We start from the raw sequence: 19,993 nt of genomic DNA, 5'->3' as shown, positions 1-19,993 counted from the left end.
TCGCAATGCAAGCGCGACTGTTGCGTGGCGATCGCGTCGCCCGCTCAAACAAGTCATCCCGTCAGGGCTTGATCCCCTGCGCCGACGCCCACGGTCCGGTGATCCCGTCGAGCTCGCAATCCCACAGCGCCTGCGCGTCCAATGCATCGGTCACGCCCTCGGCATAGACCTTCAGCGCAAGACTCCGCAGCATCACCACCAGACTGCGCACGAAAGCTGCGCGGCTCACGTCGGCCGACACGCCCGACACCACCGCGCTGTCCAACTTCACGTAGTCCAGCCCGGCTTGGAAAAGACGATCAATTTGAGCCAGTCCCGCGCCCGCGTGCTCCAGCCCCAGTTGCACGCCCAACGGCCTCAGTTGACGACCCAATTCCTGCAGCGCCTCGAAGTGCTGCGCCGCCGCCGGCTCCGCCAGCTCCAGCCCGATCAGACGGCGCACGGGCGTCGGCGCCGCCTGCACCAGCTCGCGCGCACGAGCGATGAAGCTGCCGTCGTTCAGCGAGGCCGGCGCCACGTTGACGCAGCGCGCGCGCTGATCCTGCTGCGTCGCCTGCAGCGCCAGCGCGATCGCCTGCAAATCGGCCTCGGCGCTCAAACGGTGACGCAGCGCCAGCGGCAACCAGCGCGCCGCCGGCTCGAACTCTCCGACCGGGTTCAGCTTGAGCTGCAGCGGGCATTCCAGATGCAGCACCTGACGATCGCGGCCGATCAGCGGAAACTCCAGCAGCCGGCTGCGTTGTTGCTGAAGCGCATCCGAGATCAAGGCCCGCCAGGCCCGCTCGCCCTGGGCGACTTCCTCGGACGGCGGCGCCTCGCGCAGCTCCAGCACCACGCCCTCGCCCTGCTCCGCTTTCGCGAGCGCCGCATCGGCCGCGGCGAACCAAGCGCTCATCGGCTGGTCGCGCATCAGCTCGACGGCGCCCATCGCGACGCCCACGCCCGGGCCCAGGTTCTGCAGACCGGCGCGCAGCGCTTCGGCCAGCGCCTGCGCCGTGTCGCCGACCACATTCGGCGCCGGCAGCCACAGCGCGAAGTCCGAGCCGTTCAGCCGGCCGGCCAGACAACCGCGCACCTGCTCCGGATAGACGCGCAGCGCCTGCGCGATCGCCACCAGCGCCTGGTCGGTCGCCCCATGTCCCAGCCGCTGATTCAAGCCCTGCAGATCCTTGAGCCGCACCAGCACCAGCCCCGCCCGCAGCGGACCGTCATCGCGTTCCAGCGCTGAGCTCAGCTCCGCCACGAACTGGCGTCGGTGCGACAGCCCGGTCAGCTCGTCGCACAGCAGTTGCTGATGCAGCGTGCGCAGCTGCTCGGCCTGGGCCTCGAACATCTGCCGCGTCCGCAGCACCATCGTGTTCATCGCCCCGGTCAGCTTGCGCATCTCGGGGACGCGCGGCTCCAGCACGGTCTCGAAGCGGCCTTGCGCCACGCCCTCGGCCTGCTTGACCGCGGTGTCCAAGGGCCGACGCAGCCGCGACAGCACCACCGCCGCGGCGATGCAGGTGATCACGCCCACCGCCAGCAGCCAGGTCGCGGTGCTCAGCGTCGAGCGCCACAGCGCCTCGTGCACATAGCCGGTCTGGCCGCGCAGCTCGATCTCGCCGATCGCCTTCCAGCCATCGGACAGCTTGGCCGCGCCCGCCGGCACGTTCAGCGGCAGCAGCGCCACGAACCAGCCCGGCGCATGCGAGATCTGCGGCGTCTCCAGATGGCGCTCGAAGACCAGCTTGCCGCCCGCGTCGCGCCAGCGCACGCTCTCGTAGGCGCCGCTGTCGAATTGCGCCGAGATCAGCAGCGACATCAGCTCCGCGTCGCCCTTCTGCTGGGACAAGGCCAGCGCCAGCGCGCTCGCGTTGTCGGCGTTCTTGAGCTGGGCCTGCGTCTGCAGCAGATCCCGCAGCGACCAGGTGCTCACCGCCACGCCGCCCAGCACCGAAGCCAGCACGGCGCCCAGCACCAGGCACCAGATTTGTCGAATCAGGGACATGTTCCGAATTCTCCGTCGCCCATCAGAAACCTTCCGCCTTCGCCTTGGCCAGCAGATCGCGCCATATCGACAGCCGCACCAGCGGATTGCCCGCCGACGTGGCGCCCACGCCCGTCCACAGGCCCTCGCCGTTGAAGCTGAACACCGGCGTCAGATCCGACCGCTGCGACGCGGGCCGGACCTCGGGGTTGATATTGTCCAGAATCAGCGGCTCCGATTCCGGCTGCGCATAGTAGGCCAGCACCATGTGCGCCTGAGGCCGGCCCTGGAACTGCGCCCGCACATAGACCATGCGCAGCTTGGCCGACGGCACGCCCGCGGCCTGCAGGCTCATGTACTTGCCGATGGCGTAGTCCTCGCAGTCGCCGGCGCCCTTGTCCAGCATCTCCAGCGGCGTGGCCCAGTAGTCGATCTGACTCCAGACCTCCATGTCGTCCTTGAACGCGACCCGCTTGTTGAAGAAGTCGTTGACCATCGCGAGCCGCTCGCGCTCGTCGGGCAGGGTCGCGGCGCGCTCGGCCATCTGGATCATGGCCTTCACCGCCGCCTGCGTCTTGGGCGGGTAGCGAGAGGCGGTCTCGCTCAGCTTGTCCTTGTCCCAGCCCCAGGCCGCGGCGGTCCACAGACCCGCCACGCAGGCCAGCACGGCCAGGACCGGCCGGGCCCAGTTCAGCGTGCGGGTGACGAAGCGTGACATGCGCAGCAATGTATCTGCCTCCGAACACACTCGCGGGCGAGCCGCATCGCGGGCCGCGACAAGCGGCAATTTGCCGCACCGCCGTCACGCGCGGTTTCGAAGGGCCACCGGATAATCCGGCCCGCACATGAAGACCGAAGCCGTCCACCAGGAACTGGACCGCGCCCGGGCCAACGGCCCGTTGCGGCAGATCCAGATCCCTCCCTGCCCCGAACTGCTGCAGCGCCTGCGCGCGGCCATGTCCGGCGCCCAGCCCGACCTGAACGAAGTCGCGCGCATCGCGGCCGCCGACGTCGCCATGTCGGCCACCTTGCTGCGCGTGGCCAACAGCCCGCTGCATCTGGTGGCAGGCAACGTGCCCTGCACCACCGTCGGCCAGGCCATGTACCGCCTGGGCCTGGACGAGAGCGCCGCGCTGATGCACGCCTTCCTGGTCCGCCACGCGATGCCGGTCAACAGCCCGCACCTGCTGCGCTTCTGGCAGCGCTCGACCAAGCGCGCCGTGGCGATGGGCTTCATCGCCGGCCAGCTGCCGGGCATGCGCGTGGACCTGGCGCAGAGCTACGGCCTGTTCTGCCACGTCGGCATGCCGGTGCTGCTGCAAAGCGTGCGCGGCTACGGTGCGACCATGGTCGAGGCCGCCGCCCGCATCGACCGCCCCTACATCAAGACCGAGAACGTCAACCACCGCACCGACCATGCGGTCGTCGGCGCGCTGGTGGTCAAGGTCTGGCACCTGGGCTCGGAGCTGATGACGGCGATCCGCCTGCATCACGACTTCGACGCGCTGCGCGACGAGAGCGTCGAACCCGAGGTCCGCACGCTGATCGCCGCCGGCCTGGTCGCCGAGCACCTCATGCGTCAGCACGAGGGTCTGGACGAGGACGCCGACTGGGCGTCCAACCGCGAGGCCGCGCTGGCCTGGTTGCATCTGTCCATGGACGAGATCGAGCACTGGGACGAGGCGCTGCGGCCTCTGCTCGACGAGGCCTGATCAGCCCCGCACCGCGACGCGCGCCGCGGCCAGGTCCCAGCGGGCATTGCCCACGCTCTTGAACACGCGCGTGCGCGCGTCGTCGAAGGGACGGTCGCCCAGCACCAGATCCTCGAGCGAGTCCTGCGGCTCGAAGCGACCCGCGGCCAGCAGGTCGCCGGCCTCGGCCTGGGCGCCCACGGGATCGTCGACCCAGACCTGCGCATCGCGCAGCAGCTCCGGCGGCAGCTCGACCATGTCGTCGCGGAAGGCGCCGACGCCGATCACCACCGCGCCCTCGCCCACGCCCGGCCGCAGCACGGGGACGCGGCTGGTCGTCGCGCAGATGACCAGGTCCCAGGCATGGCGCGTCTGGGACTCGGGCGGCAGCGGCTCAACGCCGAGTTCCTCGACGAAGGCGGGCACCGACTGGTGTCCCTGCACGTGGATCGTCGCCTGCGGATGCAGGGCCTGCAGCGCCTCGACATGGGCACGCGCCTGCACGCCGCCGCCGACCACCAGCACGCGGCGCGGCGCCTGGCGAGCCAGATGTTGCAGCGCGAGCATGCTGACTGCGGCGGTGCGGCGCGCCGTCAGCGCGGGGCCGTCCAGCACCGCCAAGCGCCGACCGGTCTTGCTGTCCAGCACGACGACCTCGCCTGAGATCGTCGGCAGGCCCAGCGCCGCGTTCAGCGGATGGACGCTGACCAGCTTGGTGATGGCCAAGCGCTCGCTCAGGCAGGGCATCACCAGCAGGACACCGTCCTGCTGCAGCGCCAGGCTGTGCCGCGGCGGGCAGGTGAGCCGGCCGTCGCGGTTCTCGCGGCAGACCAGCGCCACCTCCTCCATCAGCAGCGCCCAGGGCAGCGCGCGCGCCGTCGCGGCGGCGTCCAGCACCCGCATCGGCTTACTTGCGCGCCGGCGGCACGTCGGTGCAGGAACCGTGCGCCACTTCCGCGGCCAAGCCGATGGACTCGCCCAGGGTCGGATGCGGGTGGATGGTCTTGCCGATGTCCACGGCGTCCGCGCCCATCTCGATGGCCAGCGCGATCTCGCCGATCATGTCGCCCGCATGCGTGCCGACGATGCCGCCGCCGATGATGCGGTGGGTCTCCTCGTCGAACAGCAGCTTGGTGAAGCCCTCGTCGCGACCGTTGGCGATCGCGCGGCCCGAGGCGGACCACGGGAGCAGGCCCTTCTTGACCTTGATGCCGCGGGCCTTGGCCTCGTCCTCCGTCACGCCGACCCAGGCCACTTCCGGATCGGTGTAGGCGACGCTGGGGATCACGCGCGCATCGAAGCGCGACTTGGCCAGCGCGTCGTCGCCGAGCAGCTCGCCCGCGATGACTTCCGCCGCCACGTGGCCCTCGTGCACCGCCTTGTGCGCCAGCATTGGCTGGCCGACGATGTCGCCGATGGCGAAGACGTTGGGCACGTTGGTGCGCATCTGCACGTCGACCGGGATGAAGCCGCGGTCGGTGACCACGACGCCGGCCTTGTCCGCGCCGATCTTCTTGCCGTTGGGCGTGCGGCCCACCGCCTGCAGCACCAGGTCGTAGACCTGCGGCTCCTTCGGGGCGCCCTCGCCTTCGAAGGTCACCTTGATGCCTTCGGGCGTGGCTTCGGCCGCGACCGTCTTCGTGTTCAACATGATGTTGTCGAAGCGCGGGGCGTTCATCTTCTGCCAGACCTTCACCAGGTCGCGGTCCGCACCCGTCATCAGCGTGGGCAGCATCTCCACGACGTCCAGGCGCGCGCCCAGCGTCGAGTACACCGTGCCCATTTCCAGGCCGATGATGCCGCCGCCGACGATCAGCATGCGCTTGGGCTTGCTGGTCAGCTCCAGCGCGCCGGTCGAGTCGATCACGCGCGGGTCGTTGGGCATGAAGGGCAGACGCACCGCCTGCGAGCCCGCCGCCAGGATGATCTTGCGGAACTTCAGCGTCTGCGTCTTGCCGGTGCGTTCCTGACCCTCGCCGCCGGTCTCCTCGACCGACAGGTGGTTGGCGTCCAGCAGCTGGCCGTAGCCACGGATGACCGTGACCTTGCGCATCTTGGCCATCATGGCCAGACCGCCGGTCAGCTTGCCGATGACCTTCTTCTTGTGGGTCAGCAGCTTGGGCAGCTCGACCTTGGGCTCGCCGAACTCGACGCCCAGATCGGCGAAGTGCTTGACCTCGTCCATCACCGCGGCGACGTGCAGCAGCGCCTTGGACGGGATGCAGCCCACGTTCAGGCAGACGCCGCCCAGCGTCGCGTAACGCTCGACGATCGCGACCTTCAGGCCCAGGTCGGCCGCGCGGAACGCCGCCGAGTAGCCGCCGGGACCGCCGCCGAGCACGATCACGTCGTACTCGCCTTCGGCGGGACCGGTGTAGGTCGCGGCCTGCGGCGCCGCCACGGGCGCGGGGGCCGGAGCGGTCGCAGCCGGAGCCGCCGCGGGGGCCGGTGCCGACGCAGCGGGAGCCGCCGCAGGCGCGGGCGCCGCAGCGGCATCGGCTTCCAGCACGACCAGCAGGTCGCCCTGATTGAGCTTGTCGCCCAGCTTGACCTTGAGCTCCTTGACCACGCCGGCGGCCGAGGACGGGATCTCCATCGAGGCCTTGTCGGACTCGACGGTCACCAGGCTCTGCTCCGCCTTCACCGTGTCGCCGACCTTGACCAGCAGCTCGATGATCGCGACGTCCTTGAAGTCCCCGATGTCGGGAACCTTGACTTCAACCAATGCCATGTCCGGTCCTTCCGATCAGAGGGCGATGCGGCGGAAGTCCGCCAGCAGGGACGCGAAGTACACGTTGAAGCGTGCGGCCGCGGCGCCGTCGATGACCCGGTGATCCCAGCTCAGCGACAGCGGCAGGATCAGGCGCGGCACGAACTGCTTGCCGTCCCACACGGGCTGCGTCGAGGACTTGCACACGCCCATGATCGCCACTTCCGGCGCGTTGATGATGGGGGTGAAGTAGGTGCCGCCGATGCCGCCCAGCGACGAGATCGAGAAGCAGCCGCCGGTCATGTCGGCCGGGCCGAGCTTGCCGTCGCGGGCCTTCTTGGCCAGCTCCGACATCTCCTGGCTGATCTGGAAGATGCCCTTCTTGTCGCAGTCGCGGATGACCGGAACGACCAGGCCGTTCGGCGTGTCGGCCGCGAAGCCGATGTGGAAGTAGTTCTTCAGCACCAGCGTGCCGTCGCCGTCCAGCGAGGCATTGAACTCGGGGAACTTCTTCAGCGCCGCGACGGTCGCCTTGATCATGAAGGCCAGCATCGTGACCTTGATGCCGGACTTCTCGTTCTCCTTGTTCAGCTGGACGCGGAAGGCTTCCAGCTCGGTGATGTCCGCGTCGTCGTGGTTGGTGACGTGCGGGATCGTGACCCAGTTGCGATGCAGGTTGGCGCCGCTGATCTTCTTGATCCGCGACATCTCCTTGCGCTCGACCGGGCCGAACTTCTCGAAGTCGACCTTGGGCCAGGGCAGCAGGCCGGGGAAGGCACCGCCGCCGGCGCCCGCCGGCGCGGCCGCCTTCTGCGCGACCGTCTGCGCCGTGCCGGCCATCACGGCCTTCACGAAGGACTGGACGTCGGATTCGGTGATGCGGCCCTTGGCGCCGGAACCCTTGACTTCATCCAGCGGCACGCCCAGCTCGCGAGCGATCTTGCGGATGCTCGGCGAGGCATGCGGCAGCTTGCCGCTGGGCTTGGTCGGCTCGTGCGGGGGCAGCGCGGCGGTCGGGACCTGGCGCTCGGCCGGGGCCGGAGCGCTCGCGGTCGCCGGAGCCGGCGCGGCGGCGGCCTGCGCGGGCGCCGGCGCGGCCGGTGCCGGAGCGGCAGCGCCGCCCGTGGCGTCGATCACGGCGATCTTGGAGCCCTTGGCGACCTTGTCGCCCAGCTTGACCAGCAGCTCCTTGATCACGCCGGCGTGCGAGGACGGGATCTCCATCGAGGCCTTGTCGGACTCGACGGTGATCAGGCTCTGCTCCACCTTCACCGTGTCGCCGACCTTGGCCAACACCTCGATCACCGCGACCTCGTCGAAGTCGCCGATGTCGGGCACGACGATGTCGACCGGACCGGCCGACGCGGCCGGAGCCGCGGCAGGTGCCGGAGCCGGAGCCGGGGCAGCCTGCGGTGCCGGAGCAGCTGCCGCAGGAGCCGGCGCGGCGGCGGCTGGCGCGGGGGCGGCGGCGGCGCCGCTCTCGACCACGACGATCAGGTCGCCCTGATTGATCGTGTCGCCGATCTTGACCTTGACCTCCTTGACCACGCCCGCCACCGAGGACGGGATCTCCATCGAGGCCTTGTCGGACTCGACGGTCAGCAGGCTCTGCTCCACTTTCACCGCGTCGCCGGGCTTGACCAGCAGTTCGATGATCGCGACGTCCTTGAAGTCCCCGATGTCGGGAACCTTGACTTCAACCAATGCCATTTCTGATGTCTCCGTGCCGCTCGCTTACGCGTACAGGGGGTTGATTTTGTCGACGTTGATGCCGTACTTCTTGATCGCTTCCGCGACCTTGGCCTGCGGAATCTTGCCCTCGTCGGCCAGGCCCTTGAGCGCGGCCACGACGATGTAATGGCGGTTGATCTCGAAGTGCTCGCGCAGCTTGCTGCGGAAGTCGCTGCGACCGAAGCCGTCGGTGCCCAGCACCTTGTACGAGCGGCCGGCCGGGATGAAGGCGCGGATCTGCTCCGCATAGTTCTTCATGTAGTCGGTCGACGCGATCACCGGACCCTGCACCTTGCTCAGCTGCTGCGTCACGTACGGCACGCAGGCCAGCTCGGTCGGGTGCAGCAGGTTCCAGCGCTCGGCGTTCTGGCCGTCGCGGGCCAGCTCGTTGAAGCTGGGGCAGGACCAGACGTTGGCGCCCACGCCCCAGTCGGCTTCCAGCAGCTTCTTGGCTTCCTGGCTTTCGCGCAGGATGGTGCCCGAGCCCAGCAGGTTGACCGTCAGCGGCTGGGCCGCCGCTTCTTCCAGCAGGTACATGCCCTTGAGGATCTGCTCCTCGGTACCGGCCTTCAGGCCGGGCATCGGGTAGTTCTCGTTGAGCAGCGTCAGGTAGAAGTAGACGTTCTCCTGGTTCTCGACCATGCGCTTCAGGCCCGAGTGCAGGATCACGGCGACCTCATGCGCGAAGGTCGGGTCGTAGCTGATGCAGTTGGGGATGGTGCCGGCCAGGATGTGGCTGTGGCCGTCCTCGTGCTGCAGGCCTTCGCCGTTCAGCGTCGTGCGTCCCGAGGTGCCGCCCAGCAGGAAGCCGCGCGCCTGCATGTCGCCCGCCGCCCAGGCCAGGTCGCCGATGCGCTGGAAGCCGAACATCGAGTAGTAGACGTAGAACGGAATCATCACGCGGTTGTTCGTCGAGTACGACGTCGCCGCGGCGATCCAGCTGGCCATGCCGCCCGCTTCGTTGATGCCCTCTTGCAGGATCTGGCCGGCCTTGTCCTCGCGGTAGTACATGACCTGGTCCTTGTCGACCGGGGTGTACAGCTGACCCTTGGGGTTGTAAATGCCGATCTGGCGGAACAGGCCTTCCATGCCGAAGGTGCGCGCCTCGTCGACCAGGATGGGCACGGTGCGCGGGCCCAGTTCCTTGTCACGCAGCAGCGTGGTCAGGAAGCGGACGTAGGCCTGGGTGGTGGAGATCTCGCGGCCTTCGGCGGTCGGATCCAGCACGGCCTGGAACGTCGCCAGGTCGGGCACCTTCAGCGATTCCTCGGCCTGCGGGCGGCGCTTGGGCAGGTAGCCGCCCAGCGCCTTGCGACGCTCCTGCAGGTACTGCATCTCGGGCGTGTCGTCGGCCGGCTTGTAGAACGGGATCTTGGCCAGCTCGCTGTCCGGGATGGGGATGTTGAAGCGGTCGCGGAAGGCCTTGATGTCCTCGTCCTGCAGCTTCTTGGTCTGGTGAGCGGTGTTCTTGCCCTCACCGATCTTGCCCATGCCGTAGCCCTTGACCGTCTTGATCAGCATGACGGTCGGCTGGCCGACGGTGTTCACCGCCTGGTGGTACGCCGCGTAGACCTTCTGCGGATCGTGGCCGCCGCGGTTCAGGCGCCAGATGTCCTCGTCGGACATGTTCTCGACCATCTTCAGCAGCTCGGGGTGCTTGCCGAAGAAGTGCTTGCGCACGAAGGCGCCGTCATTGGCCTTGTAGGCCTGGTAGTCGCCGTCCAGCGTCTCCATCATGACCTTGCGCAGCAGCTCCTGCTTGTCGCGCGCCAGCAGCGGGTCCCAGTACGAGCCCCAGATCAGCTTGATCACGTTCCAGCCGGCGCCGCGGAATTCGCTCTCCAGCTCCTGGATAATCTTGCCGTTGCCGCGCACCGGGCCGTCCAGACGCTGCAGGTTGCAGTTGACGACGAAGATCAGGTTGTCCAGCTTCTCGCGCGCGGCCAGGCCGATCGCGCCCAGGCTTTCCGGTTCGTCCATCTCGCCGTCGCCCAGGAAGACCCAGACCTTGCGCTTGGAGGTGTCGGCGATGCCGCGGGCATGCAGGTACTTCAGGAAGCGCGCCTGATAGATGGCCATCAGCGGGCCCAGGCCCATGGACACCGTCGGGAACTGCCAGAACTCGGGCATCAGCTTCGGATGCGGGTAGCTGGACAGGCCCTTGCCGTCGACTTCCTGGCGGAAGTTGAGCAGTTGCTCTTCGGTGATGCGGCCTTCCAGGAAGGCGCGGGCATAGATGCCGGGCGCGCTGTGGCCCTGGATGTAGAGCAGGTCGCCGCCGTGGATGCCGTCGTCGCCGTGCCAGAAGTGGTTGAAGCCGCAGCCCAGCATGGTCGCCAGCGAGGCGAAGCTGGAGATGTGGCCGCCCAGGTCGCCGCCGTCCTCGGGGTTGTGCTTGTTGGCCCGCACCACCATCGCCATCGCGTTCCAGCGCATGTAGGCGCGCAGACGCTCTTCGATGTCGATGTTGCCGGGGAAGCGCTCTTCCTTGTCGGCGGGAATGGTGTTGACGTAGGCCGTGTTGGCCGAGAACGGCACGTCGATGCCGGCCTGGCGCGCGTGATCGATCAGGGTCTCGAGCAGGAAGTGGGCGCGGTCGCCCCCTTCCTCACCGATCACGGCGGACAGGGCGTCCAGCCATTCCTTGGTTTCGAGAGCGTCGGTGTCATTGGCGGCTGCGCCGAGGAACGACTGGGGCTGCGCGGACATGGTGTGTCTCCTGGTTCTCTGAATCACCGACCTTCCGGCCCGCCGACGCATCGGTCCATCGATGGCGTCGCGGTGGTCTCGGGGGCAAACGGCGCTCGCGTGGAGCCTGGAGCTTACGCATTCGGGCGCACGCCGCCACCTGCCGGAAGGGCTATGGCGGCGGAGTGTCGCATAAGGCCGCGATTTTCCAAATAGCGCGATGCGTTTTCATATTGTGGGATTTATAAGGTGTTTTCCCAGGGGGCGGCGGGCCGATCGCTTTCACGATGCGATCAGGGAATGCCCGGGTCCGGCGGGCCCGGGCGGGGCGATGCCGCCTTGGATAATCGCGGGCTATGTTGTCCCGCCTCGATGTCCAAGGCTTTCTGCGCCGCGCCCTGAATCCCGTCAAACGCCTGGTGTCGGCGTGGTGGCGTCGGCAATCGCCGTCGCGGCAGGACCGCTTCGCGACGCTGGGACCGCTGCTGTCGGTGGTGCTCTTCCTGGCGGCCATCGTGTCGGCCTTCTGGTACCTGCGCAATGAAGAGCTCGAGCGCGAGGCCGAGGCCGTCAAGCGCGACACCGAGATGGCGCAGCAACAGCTCCGCACCCGCCTGATCGAGAACGAGGACCAGCTCGCGGCGCTGCAGCGCGACCTGTCCAACCGCGCCATCGACAACCTCGAGTTCACGCAGCGCGCGATGAACCTGGCCCGCAACCGGCCCGAGATCACCCACATCACCTGGCTGAACCAGCGACGCGAGCGCAAGGTCAGCGTCGCCGCCATCGGCGAGCAGGCCGAGTCGCTGATGACGCTGGACGGCACCGACCCGTCCATGCCCAACGGCCACGCCGGCAGCGAACCCGAGAAGGCCTTCCAGACCGCGCGCGACCGGCGCATGCGCACCTATTCGCTGCCCTTCGCGGACGCCAACAACACCACCGTCTTCCAGCTGCAGCTGCCCCTGAGCGACCGCACTGGCTTCACCGGCGTGCTCATCGCCGAGTACTCGATCGAGGGGCTGCTGCGCTATGCGATGCCCAACGACGCGTCGAGCAAGCATGCGCTCGCGGTGCTGGACTCGCGCGATCAGGTGCTGGCCAGCACGGTCACGGCCATGCCGGGCAAGCACATCGCCCGCGCGCCCATCAACGAGCTGGCCCCGATGACGCCCGTGCCCGGCCTGGTGCTGCGCGGCCAGGGCTACCGGACCTCCATCGGCCTGATCTCCAACACGCTGTTCTGGATGGTGATGGCGCTGTCGGTGCTGACCGTCTGGATGCTGCTGGGCACCTGGAAGCACATGCGCCGGCGCGCGCAGGTTCAGAACGCGCTGGCCGCGGAAACGAATTTCCGTCGCGCGATGGAGAACTCCATGCTGACCGGCATGCGCGCCATGGACCTGGAGACGCGCATCAGCTACGTCAACCCGGCCTTCTGCGCGATGACCGGTTTCGCCGAGTCCGAGCTGATCGGCCGCAAGCCGCCCTTCCCCTACTGGCCGCCCGACCGCTACGAAGAGAACCTGCGCCTGCTGCAGCAGGAGATGCAGGGCCGCAGCCCGGCCGGCGGCTCGGAAGTCAAGGTGATGCGCAAGGACGGCAGCATCTTCGACGCGCGCATGTATGTCTCGCCGCTGATCGACCCCAAGGGCAAGCAGAACGGCTGGATGACCTCGATGACCAACATCACCGAGGCCAAGCGGGTGCGCGACCAGCTGTCGGCCTCGCATGAGCGCTTCACCACGGTGCTCGAGGGTCTGGACGCGGCGGTGTCGGTGCTGTCGGTGCAGCAGGGCGAGCTGCTCTTCGCCAACCGCAGCTACCGGCTGTGGTTCGGCGCCGATCCCAAGGGCCACGCGATGCTGGCCGGATCGCAGCTCACCGGCACGACAAGCAAGGAGCCCGCGTTCGACAGCGACGAGGAGGTCGACGACTACGGCGGTCTGCCCGCCCAGCATCTGACCGAGGTCGGCGGGGACTCGCGCGAGGTCTTCATCGCGCAGCTGGACATGTGGTTCGACGTGCGCGCCCGCTACCTGCAATGGACCGACGGCCGATTGGCGCAGATGCTGATCGCCACCGACATCACCGCGCGCCGCCACGCCGAGGCCCAGCAGCAGCAGCAGGCCGAGAAGGCGCAGGTCACCAGCCGCCTGATCACCATGGGCGAGATGGCCTCCAGCGTCGCGCACGAGCTGAACCAGCCGCTGACGGCGATCAGCAATTACTGCAACGGGATGGTCTCGCGCGTGCGCGGCGACAACATCCAGAAGGACGATCTGCTGGCCGCGCTGGAGAAGACCGCCAAGCAGGCGCAGCGCGCGGGCCAGATCATTCATCGCATCCGCGCCTTCGTGAAGAAGAGCGAGCCGCAGCGTCAGCCGGCCTTCGCCGCCTCGATCGTCGAGGACTCTGTGGAGCTGGCGGGCATCGAGCTGCGCCGCCGCAACGTGCAGATCCACACCTACGTCGCGCAGCGGCTGCCGGTGATGCGCGTCGACCCGATCCTGATCGAGCAGGTGCTGCTGAACCTGCTCAAGAACGCCGCCGAGGCGATCGACAACGCGGCGCTGCCGCCCTCGCGCCGCCACATCGAGCTGCGCGTCGTGCCCAAGCACACCGCGGACCTGGGCGCCAACATCGAGTTCTCGGTGACCGACATGGGGCCGGGTCTCCCGGTCGAGGTCATCGAGCGCATGTACGAGGCCTTCTTCTCGACGAAGGCCGATGGACTGGGCATCGGCCTAGGGTTATGCCGGTCCATCATCGAGTCCCACCAGGGCAGGATACGCGCCGAGAACCTCTACAATGGCCCGTCCATCGTCGGGTGCCGGTTCGCGTTCACGATCCCTGTGGACATCCCCCGGCCCGAGCCCACGGGCGCGGGCACTGCACACAACACCGCAGCAACACCATGAGCTTGATTCCGAAGAAGGGTAATGTCTACGTTGTCGACGACGACGAGGCAGTCAGAGATTCCTTGCAGTGGTTGCTGGAAGGCAAGGACTACCGGGTCAAGTGCTACGACTCCGCCGAGAGTTTCCTGAGCCGCTACGACCCGCGCGAGGTGGCCTGCCTGATCGCCGACATCCGCATGGAAGGCATGAGCGGCCTGGACCTGCAGGACAAGCTGATCGAGCGCAAGAGCCCGCTCCCGATCGTCTTCATCACCGGCCACGGCGACGTGCCGATGGCGGTGCAGACGATGAAGAAGGGCGCGGTCGATTTCATCGAGAAGCCGTTCAAGGAAGAAGAGCTGCTGTCGCTGGTCGAGCGCATGCTGGACCAGGCCCGCGGCGCCTTCGCCACGCAGCAGGAAGCCGCCAGCCGCGACGCCCTGCTGTCGCGCCTGACCACGCGTGAGGCGCAAGTCCTTGAACGAATTGTCGCCGGCCGCCTGAACAAGCAGATCGCCGACGACCTGGGCATCAGCATCAAGACGGTGGAGGCGCATCGCGCCAACATCATGGAGAAGCTCAACGCCAACACCGTGGCCGATCTGCTGAAGATCGCGCTGGGCGCCAACACGGCGGCCGCCAAGGCGGGTTGAGTTCCCCCCACATCCCCCGAGGCCGCCCTGTGCGGCCTCTTTCATTTCTGAGTTCCGGAGTACCGACATGACCGCACAACTGATCGACGGCAACGCCCTGTCCAAGCAACTGCGCGCCGAAGTGGCCGCGCGCGCCGCCGCGCTGACCGCGAAAGGCGTGAAGCCGGGACTGGCCGTGGTGCTGGTGGGCGACAACCCGGCCAGCCAGGTCTATGTGCGCAACAAGGTCAAGGCCTGCGAGGACGCGGGCCTGCACTCGGTGCTGGAGAAGTACGAGGGCACGATGACCGAGGCCGAGCTGCTCGCGCGCGTCGACGCGCTGAACAACGATCCGAGCATCCACGGCATCCTGGTGCAGTTGCCGCTGCCCAAGCACATCGACGCGCACAAGGTGATCGAGGCGATCGCGCCGGAGAAGGACGTGGACGGCTTCCACGTCGCCAGCGCCGGCGCGCTGATGGTCGGCCAGGACGGCTTCAAGCCCTGCACGCCCTACGGCTGCATGAAGATGCTGGAGTTCATCGGCTACGAGACCCAAGGCAAGCATGCGGTCGTGATCGGCCGCAGCAACATCGTGGGCAAGCCCATGGCGATGCTGCTGCTGCAGGCCAACGCGACGGTCACGGTCTGCCACAGCGCGACGCCGGATCTTGCGCACTTCACCCGCCAGGCCGACATCGTGGTGGCCGCGGTGGGCAAGCGCAACGTGCTGACCGCCGACATGGTCAAGCCCGGCGCGGTGGTGCTGGACGTGGGCATGAACCGCACCGACGAGGGCAAGCTCTGCGGCGACGTGGACTTCGACGGCGTGAAGGAAGTGGCCGGCTGGATCACGCCGGTCCCCGGCGGCGTCGGCCCGATGACCATCACCATGCTGCTCGTCAACACGATGGAATCCGCCGAGCGCTTCGCCGCCGCGCGCTGACCCCGCGCCGCCCCGGATGCCCCCTCGCGGCGTCCCGCGGCGGACGCGACCGACGCGGCGGCCCCGGGAGGGGCGGCGTCGGTCCGCCCTCGCTATCGCCACCCAATAGCCTCTCTTGAAGGCCGCGATAGAGATCCCAAGCTCTTTCCGGCCCGAAACGCTGAGACACTGTCCCGGCATCCCCGCCAGACTCACGAGGCCTGCATGACCGACTCTTCCGCCCCGACGCCCCAAGCCCCTGCCGCCGACGCGACCAACCCGCTGCTGTCGACGGCCTCGTTGCCGGACTTCGCCGCCATCGACCCCTCGCACATCCAGCCCGCCATCACTGCGTTGCTGGCCGAGGCCCAGCAAGCGCTGGAGCGCGTCACGGCCGCCGACGCGCCGACCGACTATGACTTCCTGTCCCGCACGCTCAACGTCGCCACCGAGCGCCTGGGCACCGCCTGGGGCGCGGTCGGCCACCTGAACGCCGTCGCCAACACGCCCGCGCTGCGCGAGGCCTACAACGCGATGCTTCCCGCGGTGACGGAGTTCTACACCGCGCTGGGCGCCAACGAATCGCTCTACGCCACCTACAAGGCCATCGCCGCGCAGCCCGGCCTGACGCCCGAGCGCGCGCAGCTGCTCAAGCATGCGATGCGCGACTTCGTGCTCTCCGGCGCCGAGCTGCAGGGCGAGGCCAAGGAGCGCTTCGCGGAGATCCAGGAGCGCGGCGCCGAGCTGGGCCAGGCCTTCTCCGAGCACGTGATGGACGCGACCGACGGCTGGTCCTATTTCGCGACCGCCGAGGAGCTCAAGGGCGTGCCGGCGGACGTGATCGCCAATGCGCGCGCCGCGGCCGACAAGGACCGCGCCGACGGCAAGCCGGTTGAAGAAGGCACGCACAAGCTGAGCCTGCACTTCCCGGTCTACATGCCGGTGATGCAGTACGCCGAGGACCGCGCGCTGCGCGAGCGCCTGTATCGCGCCTACGTGACGCGCGCCAGCGAACTGGGCGACAAGCCCGAATGGGACAACAGCGCGGCGATGCAGGAGCTGCTGATGCTGCGCCAGGAAGAGGCGCGGCTGCTGGGCTTCCAGAACTTCGCCGAGGCCTCGCTGGTGCCCAAGATGGCGACCTCCCCGGCCCAGGTGATGGATTTCCTGCGCGACCTCGCCACCCGCGCCCGCCCCTATGCACAGCGCGATCTGGACGAGGCGCGCGACTTCGCCAAGGCGGCGCTGCAGCTGGACGAGCTCCAGGCCTGGGATCTGGCCTACGTCTCGGAGAAGCTGAAGGAGGCGCGCTACGCGTTCTCGGATCAGGAGGTCCGGCAATACCTGACCCTTCCGCGCGTGCTGGACGGGCTGTTCCGCATCGTCGACCGGCTCTTCGGCGTGCAGCTGGTGCCGGCCCAAGCCTCGGTCTGGCACGAGTCGGTGCAGTTCTGCGAGCTGCGCCGCGACGGTCGGCTGATCGGTCAGGTCTATCTGGACCTGTTCGCGCGCAGCGGCAAGCGGCCCGGCGCCTGGATGGACGAGGTCCGCAGCCGCTGGGCGCGGCCGGATCTGGCCGGCACCGGATCGGAGCAGATCCCCGTCGCCCACCTGGTCTGCAACTTCCCGCAAGGCGCCGACGGCAAGCCCGCGCTGCTGACCCATGACGACGTGACCACCCTCTTCCACGAGTGCGGCCACGGTCTGCACCACCTGCTGACGCGGGTGGCGGAGCTGGGCGTGTCGGGCATCTCCGGCGTCGAGTGGGATGCGGTGGAGCTGCCCAGCCAGTTCATGGAGAACTTCTGCTGGGAGTGGGAAGTGATCCAGCAGCTGTCCAGCCATGTCGACACCGGCGAGCCGCTGCCGCGCGCGCTGTTCGACAAGATGCTCGCGGCCAAGAATTTCCAGGCCGGCCTGCAGACGCTGCGTCAGATCGAGTTCGCGCTCTTCGACATGCGGCTGCATGCGGAGCCGGGCTCCGAGGCCCGTGTGCAAGACCTCCTGGACGAGGTGCGGGCGGAGGTGGCGGTCAATCCCCCGCCGGCCTTCAACCGCTTCCAGCACAGCTTCTCGCACATCTTCGCGGGCGGCTATGCGGCGGGCTATTACAGCTACAAGTGGGCGGAAGTGCTGTCGGCCGACTGCTGGAGCGCCTTCGAGGAGGAAGGCGTGTTCAATCCGGCGACCGGCCGGCGCTACCTGGACGAGATCCTGTCCATGGGCAGCGTGCGCGACGCGATGGACAACTTCAAGGCCTTCCGCGGTCGGGAGCCCCGCATCGACGCGCTGCTGCGGCACCAGGGCATGGCCTGATCCCCGTTCCGCACCCCGGGTCGGCCACGCACCGCCGACCCGGGGCCGTCCTTTGCAGATCCATTCATATGCTTATCTGGCCATAAGCAATCTACGAATTTGTAGTTCCCATATATATAAAGCGTTCATAGAGTCCAGTCTCCCGGCCAGCCCAGGGTGCCAGCCGCGGTGTCAGATGACGCGGCGGGCCCCACACGAAACCCGGCCGGATCAGCTGACGCCATGTACGCCTATACCGATTTCGACCGCCAGTTCGTTCACGCCCGCGCGGCGCAGTTCCGAGACCAGCTCGAGCGCCATCTGGCGGGACAGCTGCCCGACGACGACTTCCGCGCCCTGCGCCTGCAGAACGGCTGGTACATCCAGCGCCACGCGCCCATGCTGCGCATCGCCGTCCCGTACGGGGTGCTGTCCTCCAAGCAGCTGCGCCAGCTGGGCCGCATCGCCCGCGAATACGACCGCGGCTACGGCCACTTCACCACGCGCCAGAACCTGCAGTTCAACTGGATCCCGCTGCCGCAATCGGCGGACGTGATGGACCTGCTGGCCGACGTGGACATGCACGGCATCCAGACCAGCGGCAACTGCATCCGCAACATCACCAGCGACGTCACCGCCGGCGTGGCCGCCGACGAGCTCATCGACCCGCGTCCCTACGCCGAGGTCCTGCGCCAGTGGTCGACGCTGCACCCCGAATTCGCCTTCCTGCCGCGCAAGTTCAAGATCGCCATCTCCGGCGCCGCCGAGGATCGCGCCGCCATCGGCTGGCACGACATCGGCCTGCAGCTGCGCAAGAACGACGCGGGCGAGGTCGGCTTCCAGGTTCTGGTGGGCGGCGGCATGGGCCGCACCCCCATCGTCGGCCAGGAGATCAACCCCTTCGTGCCCTGGCAGCACATCCTGCTGTACCTCGAAGCGATCGTGCGGACCTACAACCGGTTCGGCCGCCGCGACAACATGTACAAGGCGCGCATCAAGATCCTGGTCAAGGCCGAAGGCCAGGCCTACTTCGACGCCGTCAACGCCGAGTACCAGTCCATCCTCAACGACGACGCCGGCAGCCACGAGCAGATCATTCCGGAAGCGGAACTGGCGCGCGTCGCCGCCAGCTTCGTCGAGCCGCAAGGCCTGACCCCGGCCGCCTCCGTCGACATCTTCGAGGGCGCCACCCCGGCCTATCGCCGCTGGCTGGAACGCAACGTCCATGCGCACCGCGTCAGCGGCTACCGCTCGGTGACGCTGTCGCTCAAGCGCGTGGGTCTGCCGCCCGGCGACATCACCGACGGCCAGATGGACGCCGCCGCCGACCTGTCCGACCGCTACAGCCACGGCGAGCTGCGCGTCTCCCACGACCAGAACCTGCTGCTGCCCTGGGTGCGCGAGGCCGACCTGCCCGCGCTCTTCGAGGCCGCCAAGCAGCACGGCTTCGCCACGCCCAACATCGGCCTGCTGACCGACATGATCGTCTGCCCCGGCGGCGACTTCTGCGCGCTGGCCAACGCCCGCTCCATCCCGGTCGCGGCCGAGATCACCGAGCGCTTCCAGGACCTGGACGAACTCTGGGACATCGGCGACATCGACCTGCACATCAGCGGCTGCATCAACAGCTGCGGCCACCACCACAGCGGCCACATCGGCGTGCTGGGCGTCGACAAGGACGGCAGCGAGTGGTACCAGATCACGCTGGGCGGCTCGGACGGCTCGACGCTGTCGGGCGCCGCGGTGCCGGGCAAGGTCATCGGCCCGTCCTTCGCCGCCGATGAAGCGGCCGACGCCGTCGAGGCCGTGATCGCGACCTACCGTCGGGAGCGCACCGCCAGCGAGCGCTTCATCGAGACGGTTCGCCGCATCGGCCTGGACGCCTTCAAGCAGTCGACCAACGCCATCCGCCGCACCACAGCGGCCAAACCCTGAGCGCCGCCGCCATCATGAAGTTCGTCTCCAAGGCTCAAGACCCCTGGCACACCTGCGCCGGCGAGGACGGCCCCCAGCCGCATCCCGCCGCCGCCGACCACAAGCTGCTGACGCTGGAACAGTGGCATGCCGTGCGCGACACCTGGCCCGAGGGCCTGGCCACCGGCGTGATCCTGCCCAACGATGTGGACGTGCTGGACCTGAAGTCCGACCTGCCGCGCCTGGCGCTGGTGGTGCTGCAGTTTCCCAAGTGGGTGGACGGCCGCGCCTACAGCCAGGCCCATGTGCTGCGCTCGCGTCTGCGTTTCCCGGGCGAGGTGCGCGCCATCGGCGAGGTGCTGGTGGACATGCTGCCGCTGCTGCAGCGTTGCGGCGTCGACGCGGTCCAGCTGCGCGGCGACCAGAGCATCGAAGCGGCGCAGCGCGCGCTGGGTTTCTTCGCCGGCCACTACCAGGCGGACGTCAACGAGACCCGCCCCCTGTTCGCCCGCGCGGGCGGCAAGGCCGAGGCCTGACC

The 19,993-nt window shown here is 68.4% G+C and carries 13 protein-coding genes; 7 read left to right on the top strand and 6 right to left on the bottom strand.

Going from position 1 to position 19,993, the window contains the following annotated elements:
- Positions 1–61 precede the first annotated feature (61 nt).
- Together ABDW59_RS17330 and ABDW59_RS17325 are read right to left on the bottom strand one after the other, a co-directional pair.
- Positions 62–1,990: a LapD/MoxY N-terminal periplasmic domain-containing protein gene (locus ABDW59_RS17330; protein WP_343631313.1), complete on the bottom strand. Its 1,929-nt coding sequence runs from the start codon at positions 1,988–1,990 to the stop codon at positions 62–64.
- 22 nt (positions 1,991–2,012) lie between these two features.
- Positions 2,013–2,687 carry a transglutaminase-like cysteine peptidase gene (locus ABDW59_RS17325; protein WP_343631311.1) on the bottom strand — a complete coding sequence of 225 codons (675 nt, stop codon included), beginning with the start codon at positions 2,685–2,687 and terminating at the stop codon, positions 2,013–2,015.
- Between the two features lie 127 nt (positions 2,688–2,814).
- Here ABDW59_RS17325 and ABDW59_RS17320 point away from each other — a divergent pair, with 127 nt between their 5' ends.
- Positions 2,815–3,681 carry an HDOD domain-containing protein gene (locus ABDW59_RS17320; protein ID WP_343631309.1) on the top strand — a complete coding sequence of 289 codons (867 nt, stop codon included), beginning with the start codon at positions 2,815–2,817 and terminating at the stop codon, positions 3,679–3,681.
- On the opposite strand, the gene ABDW59_RS17315 is transcribed toward ABDW59_RS17320, so the two are convergent.
- From ABDW59_RS17315 to aceE, 4 genes are read right to left on the bottom strand one after another with little or no spacing between them, the layout of a single operon-like run.
- Positions 3,682–4,563, bottom strand: a complete 882-nt coding sequence (locus ABDW59_RS17315; protein WP_343631307.1) for a delta(1)-pyrroline-2-carboxylate reductase family protein — start codon at positions 4,561–4,563, stop codon at positions 3,682–3,684. It abuts the gene before it with no gap.
- Between the two features lie 4 nt (positions 4,564–4,567).
- The gene (lpdA, locus tag ABDW59_RS17310; RefSeq protein ID WP_343631305.1) at positions 4,568–6,391 is read right to left on the bottom strand and encodes a dihydrolipoyl dehydrogenase; all 1,824 of its coding nucleotides are present in this window, start codon (positions 6,389–6,391) and stop codon (positions 4,568–4,570) included.
- Between the two features lie 15 nt (positions 6,392–6,406).
- Positions 6,407–8,080 carry a dihydrolipoyllysine-residue acetyltransferase gene (aceF, locus tag ABDW59_RS17305; RefSeq protein ID WP_343631303.1) on the bottom strand — a complete coding sequence of 558 codons (1,674 nt, stop codon included), beginning with the start codon at positions 8,078–8,080 and terminating at the stop codon, positions 6,407–6,409.
- Positions 8,081–8,104: 24 nt separating this feature from the next.
- Entirely contained in the window at positions 8,105–10,810 is a 2,706-nt protein-coding gene (aceE, locus tag ABDW59_RS17300) for a pyruvate dehydrogenase (acetyl-transferring), homodimeric type (protein ID WP_343631301.1), read from the bottom strand.
- A 335-nt stretch (positions 10,811–11,145) separates the two neighbouring features.
- On the opposite strand from aceE, the gene ABDW59_RS17295 reads away from it, so the two are divergent.
- The 6 genes from ABDW59_RS17295 to ABDW59_RS17270 all read left to right on the top strand — a co-directional run bounded on the left by ABDW59_RS17295 (position 11,146) and on the right by ABDW59_RS17270 (position 19,991).
- Positions 11,146–13,710, top strand: a complete 2,565-nt coding sequence (locus ABDW59_RS17295; protein WP_343631299.1) for a PAS domain S-box protein — start codon at positions 11,146–11,148, stop codon at positions 13,708–13,710.
- Positions 13,707–14,342 carry a response regulator transcription factor gene (locus ABDW59_RS17290; protein WP_343631297.1) on the top strand — a complete coding sequence of 212 codons (636 nt, stop codon included), beginning with the start codon at positions 13,707–13,709 and terminating at the stop codon, positions 14,340–14,342. The genes ABDW59_RS17295 and ABDW59_RS17290 overlap by 4 nt, the downstream gene beginning before the upstream one ends.
- A gap of 67 nt (positions 14,343–14,409) precedes the next feature.
- A complete protein-coding gene (gene folD / locus ABDW59_RS17285) occupies positions 14,410–15,267 on the top strand; it encodes a bifunctional methylenetetrahydrofolate dehydrogenase/methenyltetrahydrofolate cyclohydrolase FolD (protein WP_343631295.1) in 858 nt (285 codons plus the stop codon).
- Between the two features lie 204 nt (positions 15,268–15,471).
- Positions 15,472–17,562 carry a M3 family metallopeptidase gene (locus ABDW59_RS17280; protein ID WP_343631293.1) on the top strand — a complete coding sequence of 697 codons (2,091 nt, stop codon included), beginning with the start codon at positions 15,472–15,474 and terminating at the stop codon, positions 17,560–17,562.
- Between the two features lie 222 nt (positions 17,563–17,784).
- Positions 17,785–19,476, top strand: coding sequence for a nitrite/sulfite reductase (locus tag ABDW59_RS17275; protein ID WP_343631291.1), 1,692 nt, complete (start codon positions 17,785–17,787; stop codon positions 19,474–19,476).
- A gap of 14 nt (positions 19,477–19,490) precedes the next feature.
- Positions 19,491–19,991 carry a DUF934 domain-containing protein gene (locus tag ABDW59_RS17270; protein ID WP_343631289.1) on the top strand — a complete coding sequence of 167 codons (501 nt, stop codon included), beginning with the start codon at positions 19,491–19,493 and terminating at the stop codon, positions 19,989–19,991.
- The last annotated feature ends 2 nt before the right edge of the window (positions 19,992–19,993 follow it).

It is taken from the genome of Roseateles sp. (assembly GCF_039595295.1).
Lineage (GTDB): Bacteria > Pseudomonadota > Gammaproteobacteria > Burkholderiales > Burkholderiaceae_C > Roseateles.
The sequence above is the reverse complement of the archived record's forward strand: the minus strand, read 5'-3'. Positions and strand labels throughout refer to the sequence as shown.

What these genes read in the sequence shown, in the direction of transcription:
- ABDW59_RS17330 (WP_343631313.1), bottom strand. Translation starts at nt 1,990, where the DNA reads ATGTCCCTGATTCGACAAATCTGGTGCCTGGTGCTGGGCGCCGTGCTG.
- ABDW59_RS17325 (WP_343631311.1), bottom strand. Translation starts at nt 2,687, where the DNA reads ATGTCACGCTTCGTCACCCGCACGCTGAACTGGGCCCGGCCGGTCCTG.
- ABDW59_RS17320 (WP_343631309.1), top strand. Translation starts at nt 2,815, where the DNA reads ATGAAGACCGAAGCCGTCCACCAGGAACTGGACCGCGCCCGGGCCAAC.
- ABDW59_RS17315 (WP_343631307.1), bottom strand. Translation starts at nt 4,563, where the DNA reads ATGCGGGTGCTGGACGCCGCCGCGACGGCGCGCGCGCTGCCCTGGGCG.
- lpdA (WP_343631305.1), bottom strand. Translation starts at nt 6,391, where the DNA reads ATGGCATTGGTTGAAGTCAAGGTTCCCGACATCGGGGACTTCAAGGAC.
- aceF (WP_343631303.1), bottom strand. Translation starts at nt 8,080, where the DNA reads ATGGCATTGGTTGAAGTCAAGGTTCCCGACATCGGGGACTTCAAGGAC.
- aceE (WP_343631301.1), bottom strand. Translation starts at nt 10,810, where the DNA reads ATGTCCGCGCAGCCCCAGTCGTTCCTCGGCGCAGCCGCCAATGACACC.
- ABDW59_RS17295 (WP_343631299.1), top strand. Translation starts at nt 11,146, where the DNA reads ATGTTGTCCCGCCTCGATGTCCAAGGCTTTCTGCGCCGCGCCCTGAAT.
- ABDW59_RS17290 (WP_343631297.1), top strand. Translation starts at nt 13,707, where the DNA reads ATGAGCTTGATTCCGAAGAAGGGTAATGTCTACGTTGTCGACGACGAC.
- folD (WP_343631295.1), top strand. Translation starts at nt 14,410, where the DNA reads ATGACCGCACAACTGATCGACGGCAACGCCCTGTCCAAGCAACTGCGC.
- ABDW59_RS17280 (WP_343631293.1), top strand. Translation starts at nt 15,472, where the DNA reads ATGACCGACTCTTCCGCCCCGACGCCCCAAGCCCCTGCCGCCGACGCG.
- ABDW59_RS17275 (WP_343631291.1), top strand. Translation starts at nt 17,785, where the DNA reads ATGTACGCCTATACCGATTTCGACCGCCAGTTCGTTCACGCCCGCGCG.
- ABDW59_RS17270 (WP_343631289.1), top strand. Translation starts at nt 19,491, where the DNA reads ATGAAGTTCGTCTCCAAGGCTCAAGACCCCTGGCACACCTGCGCCGGC.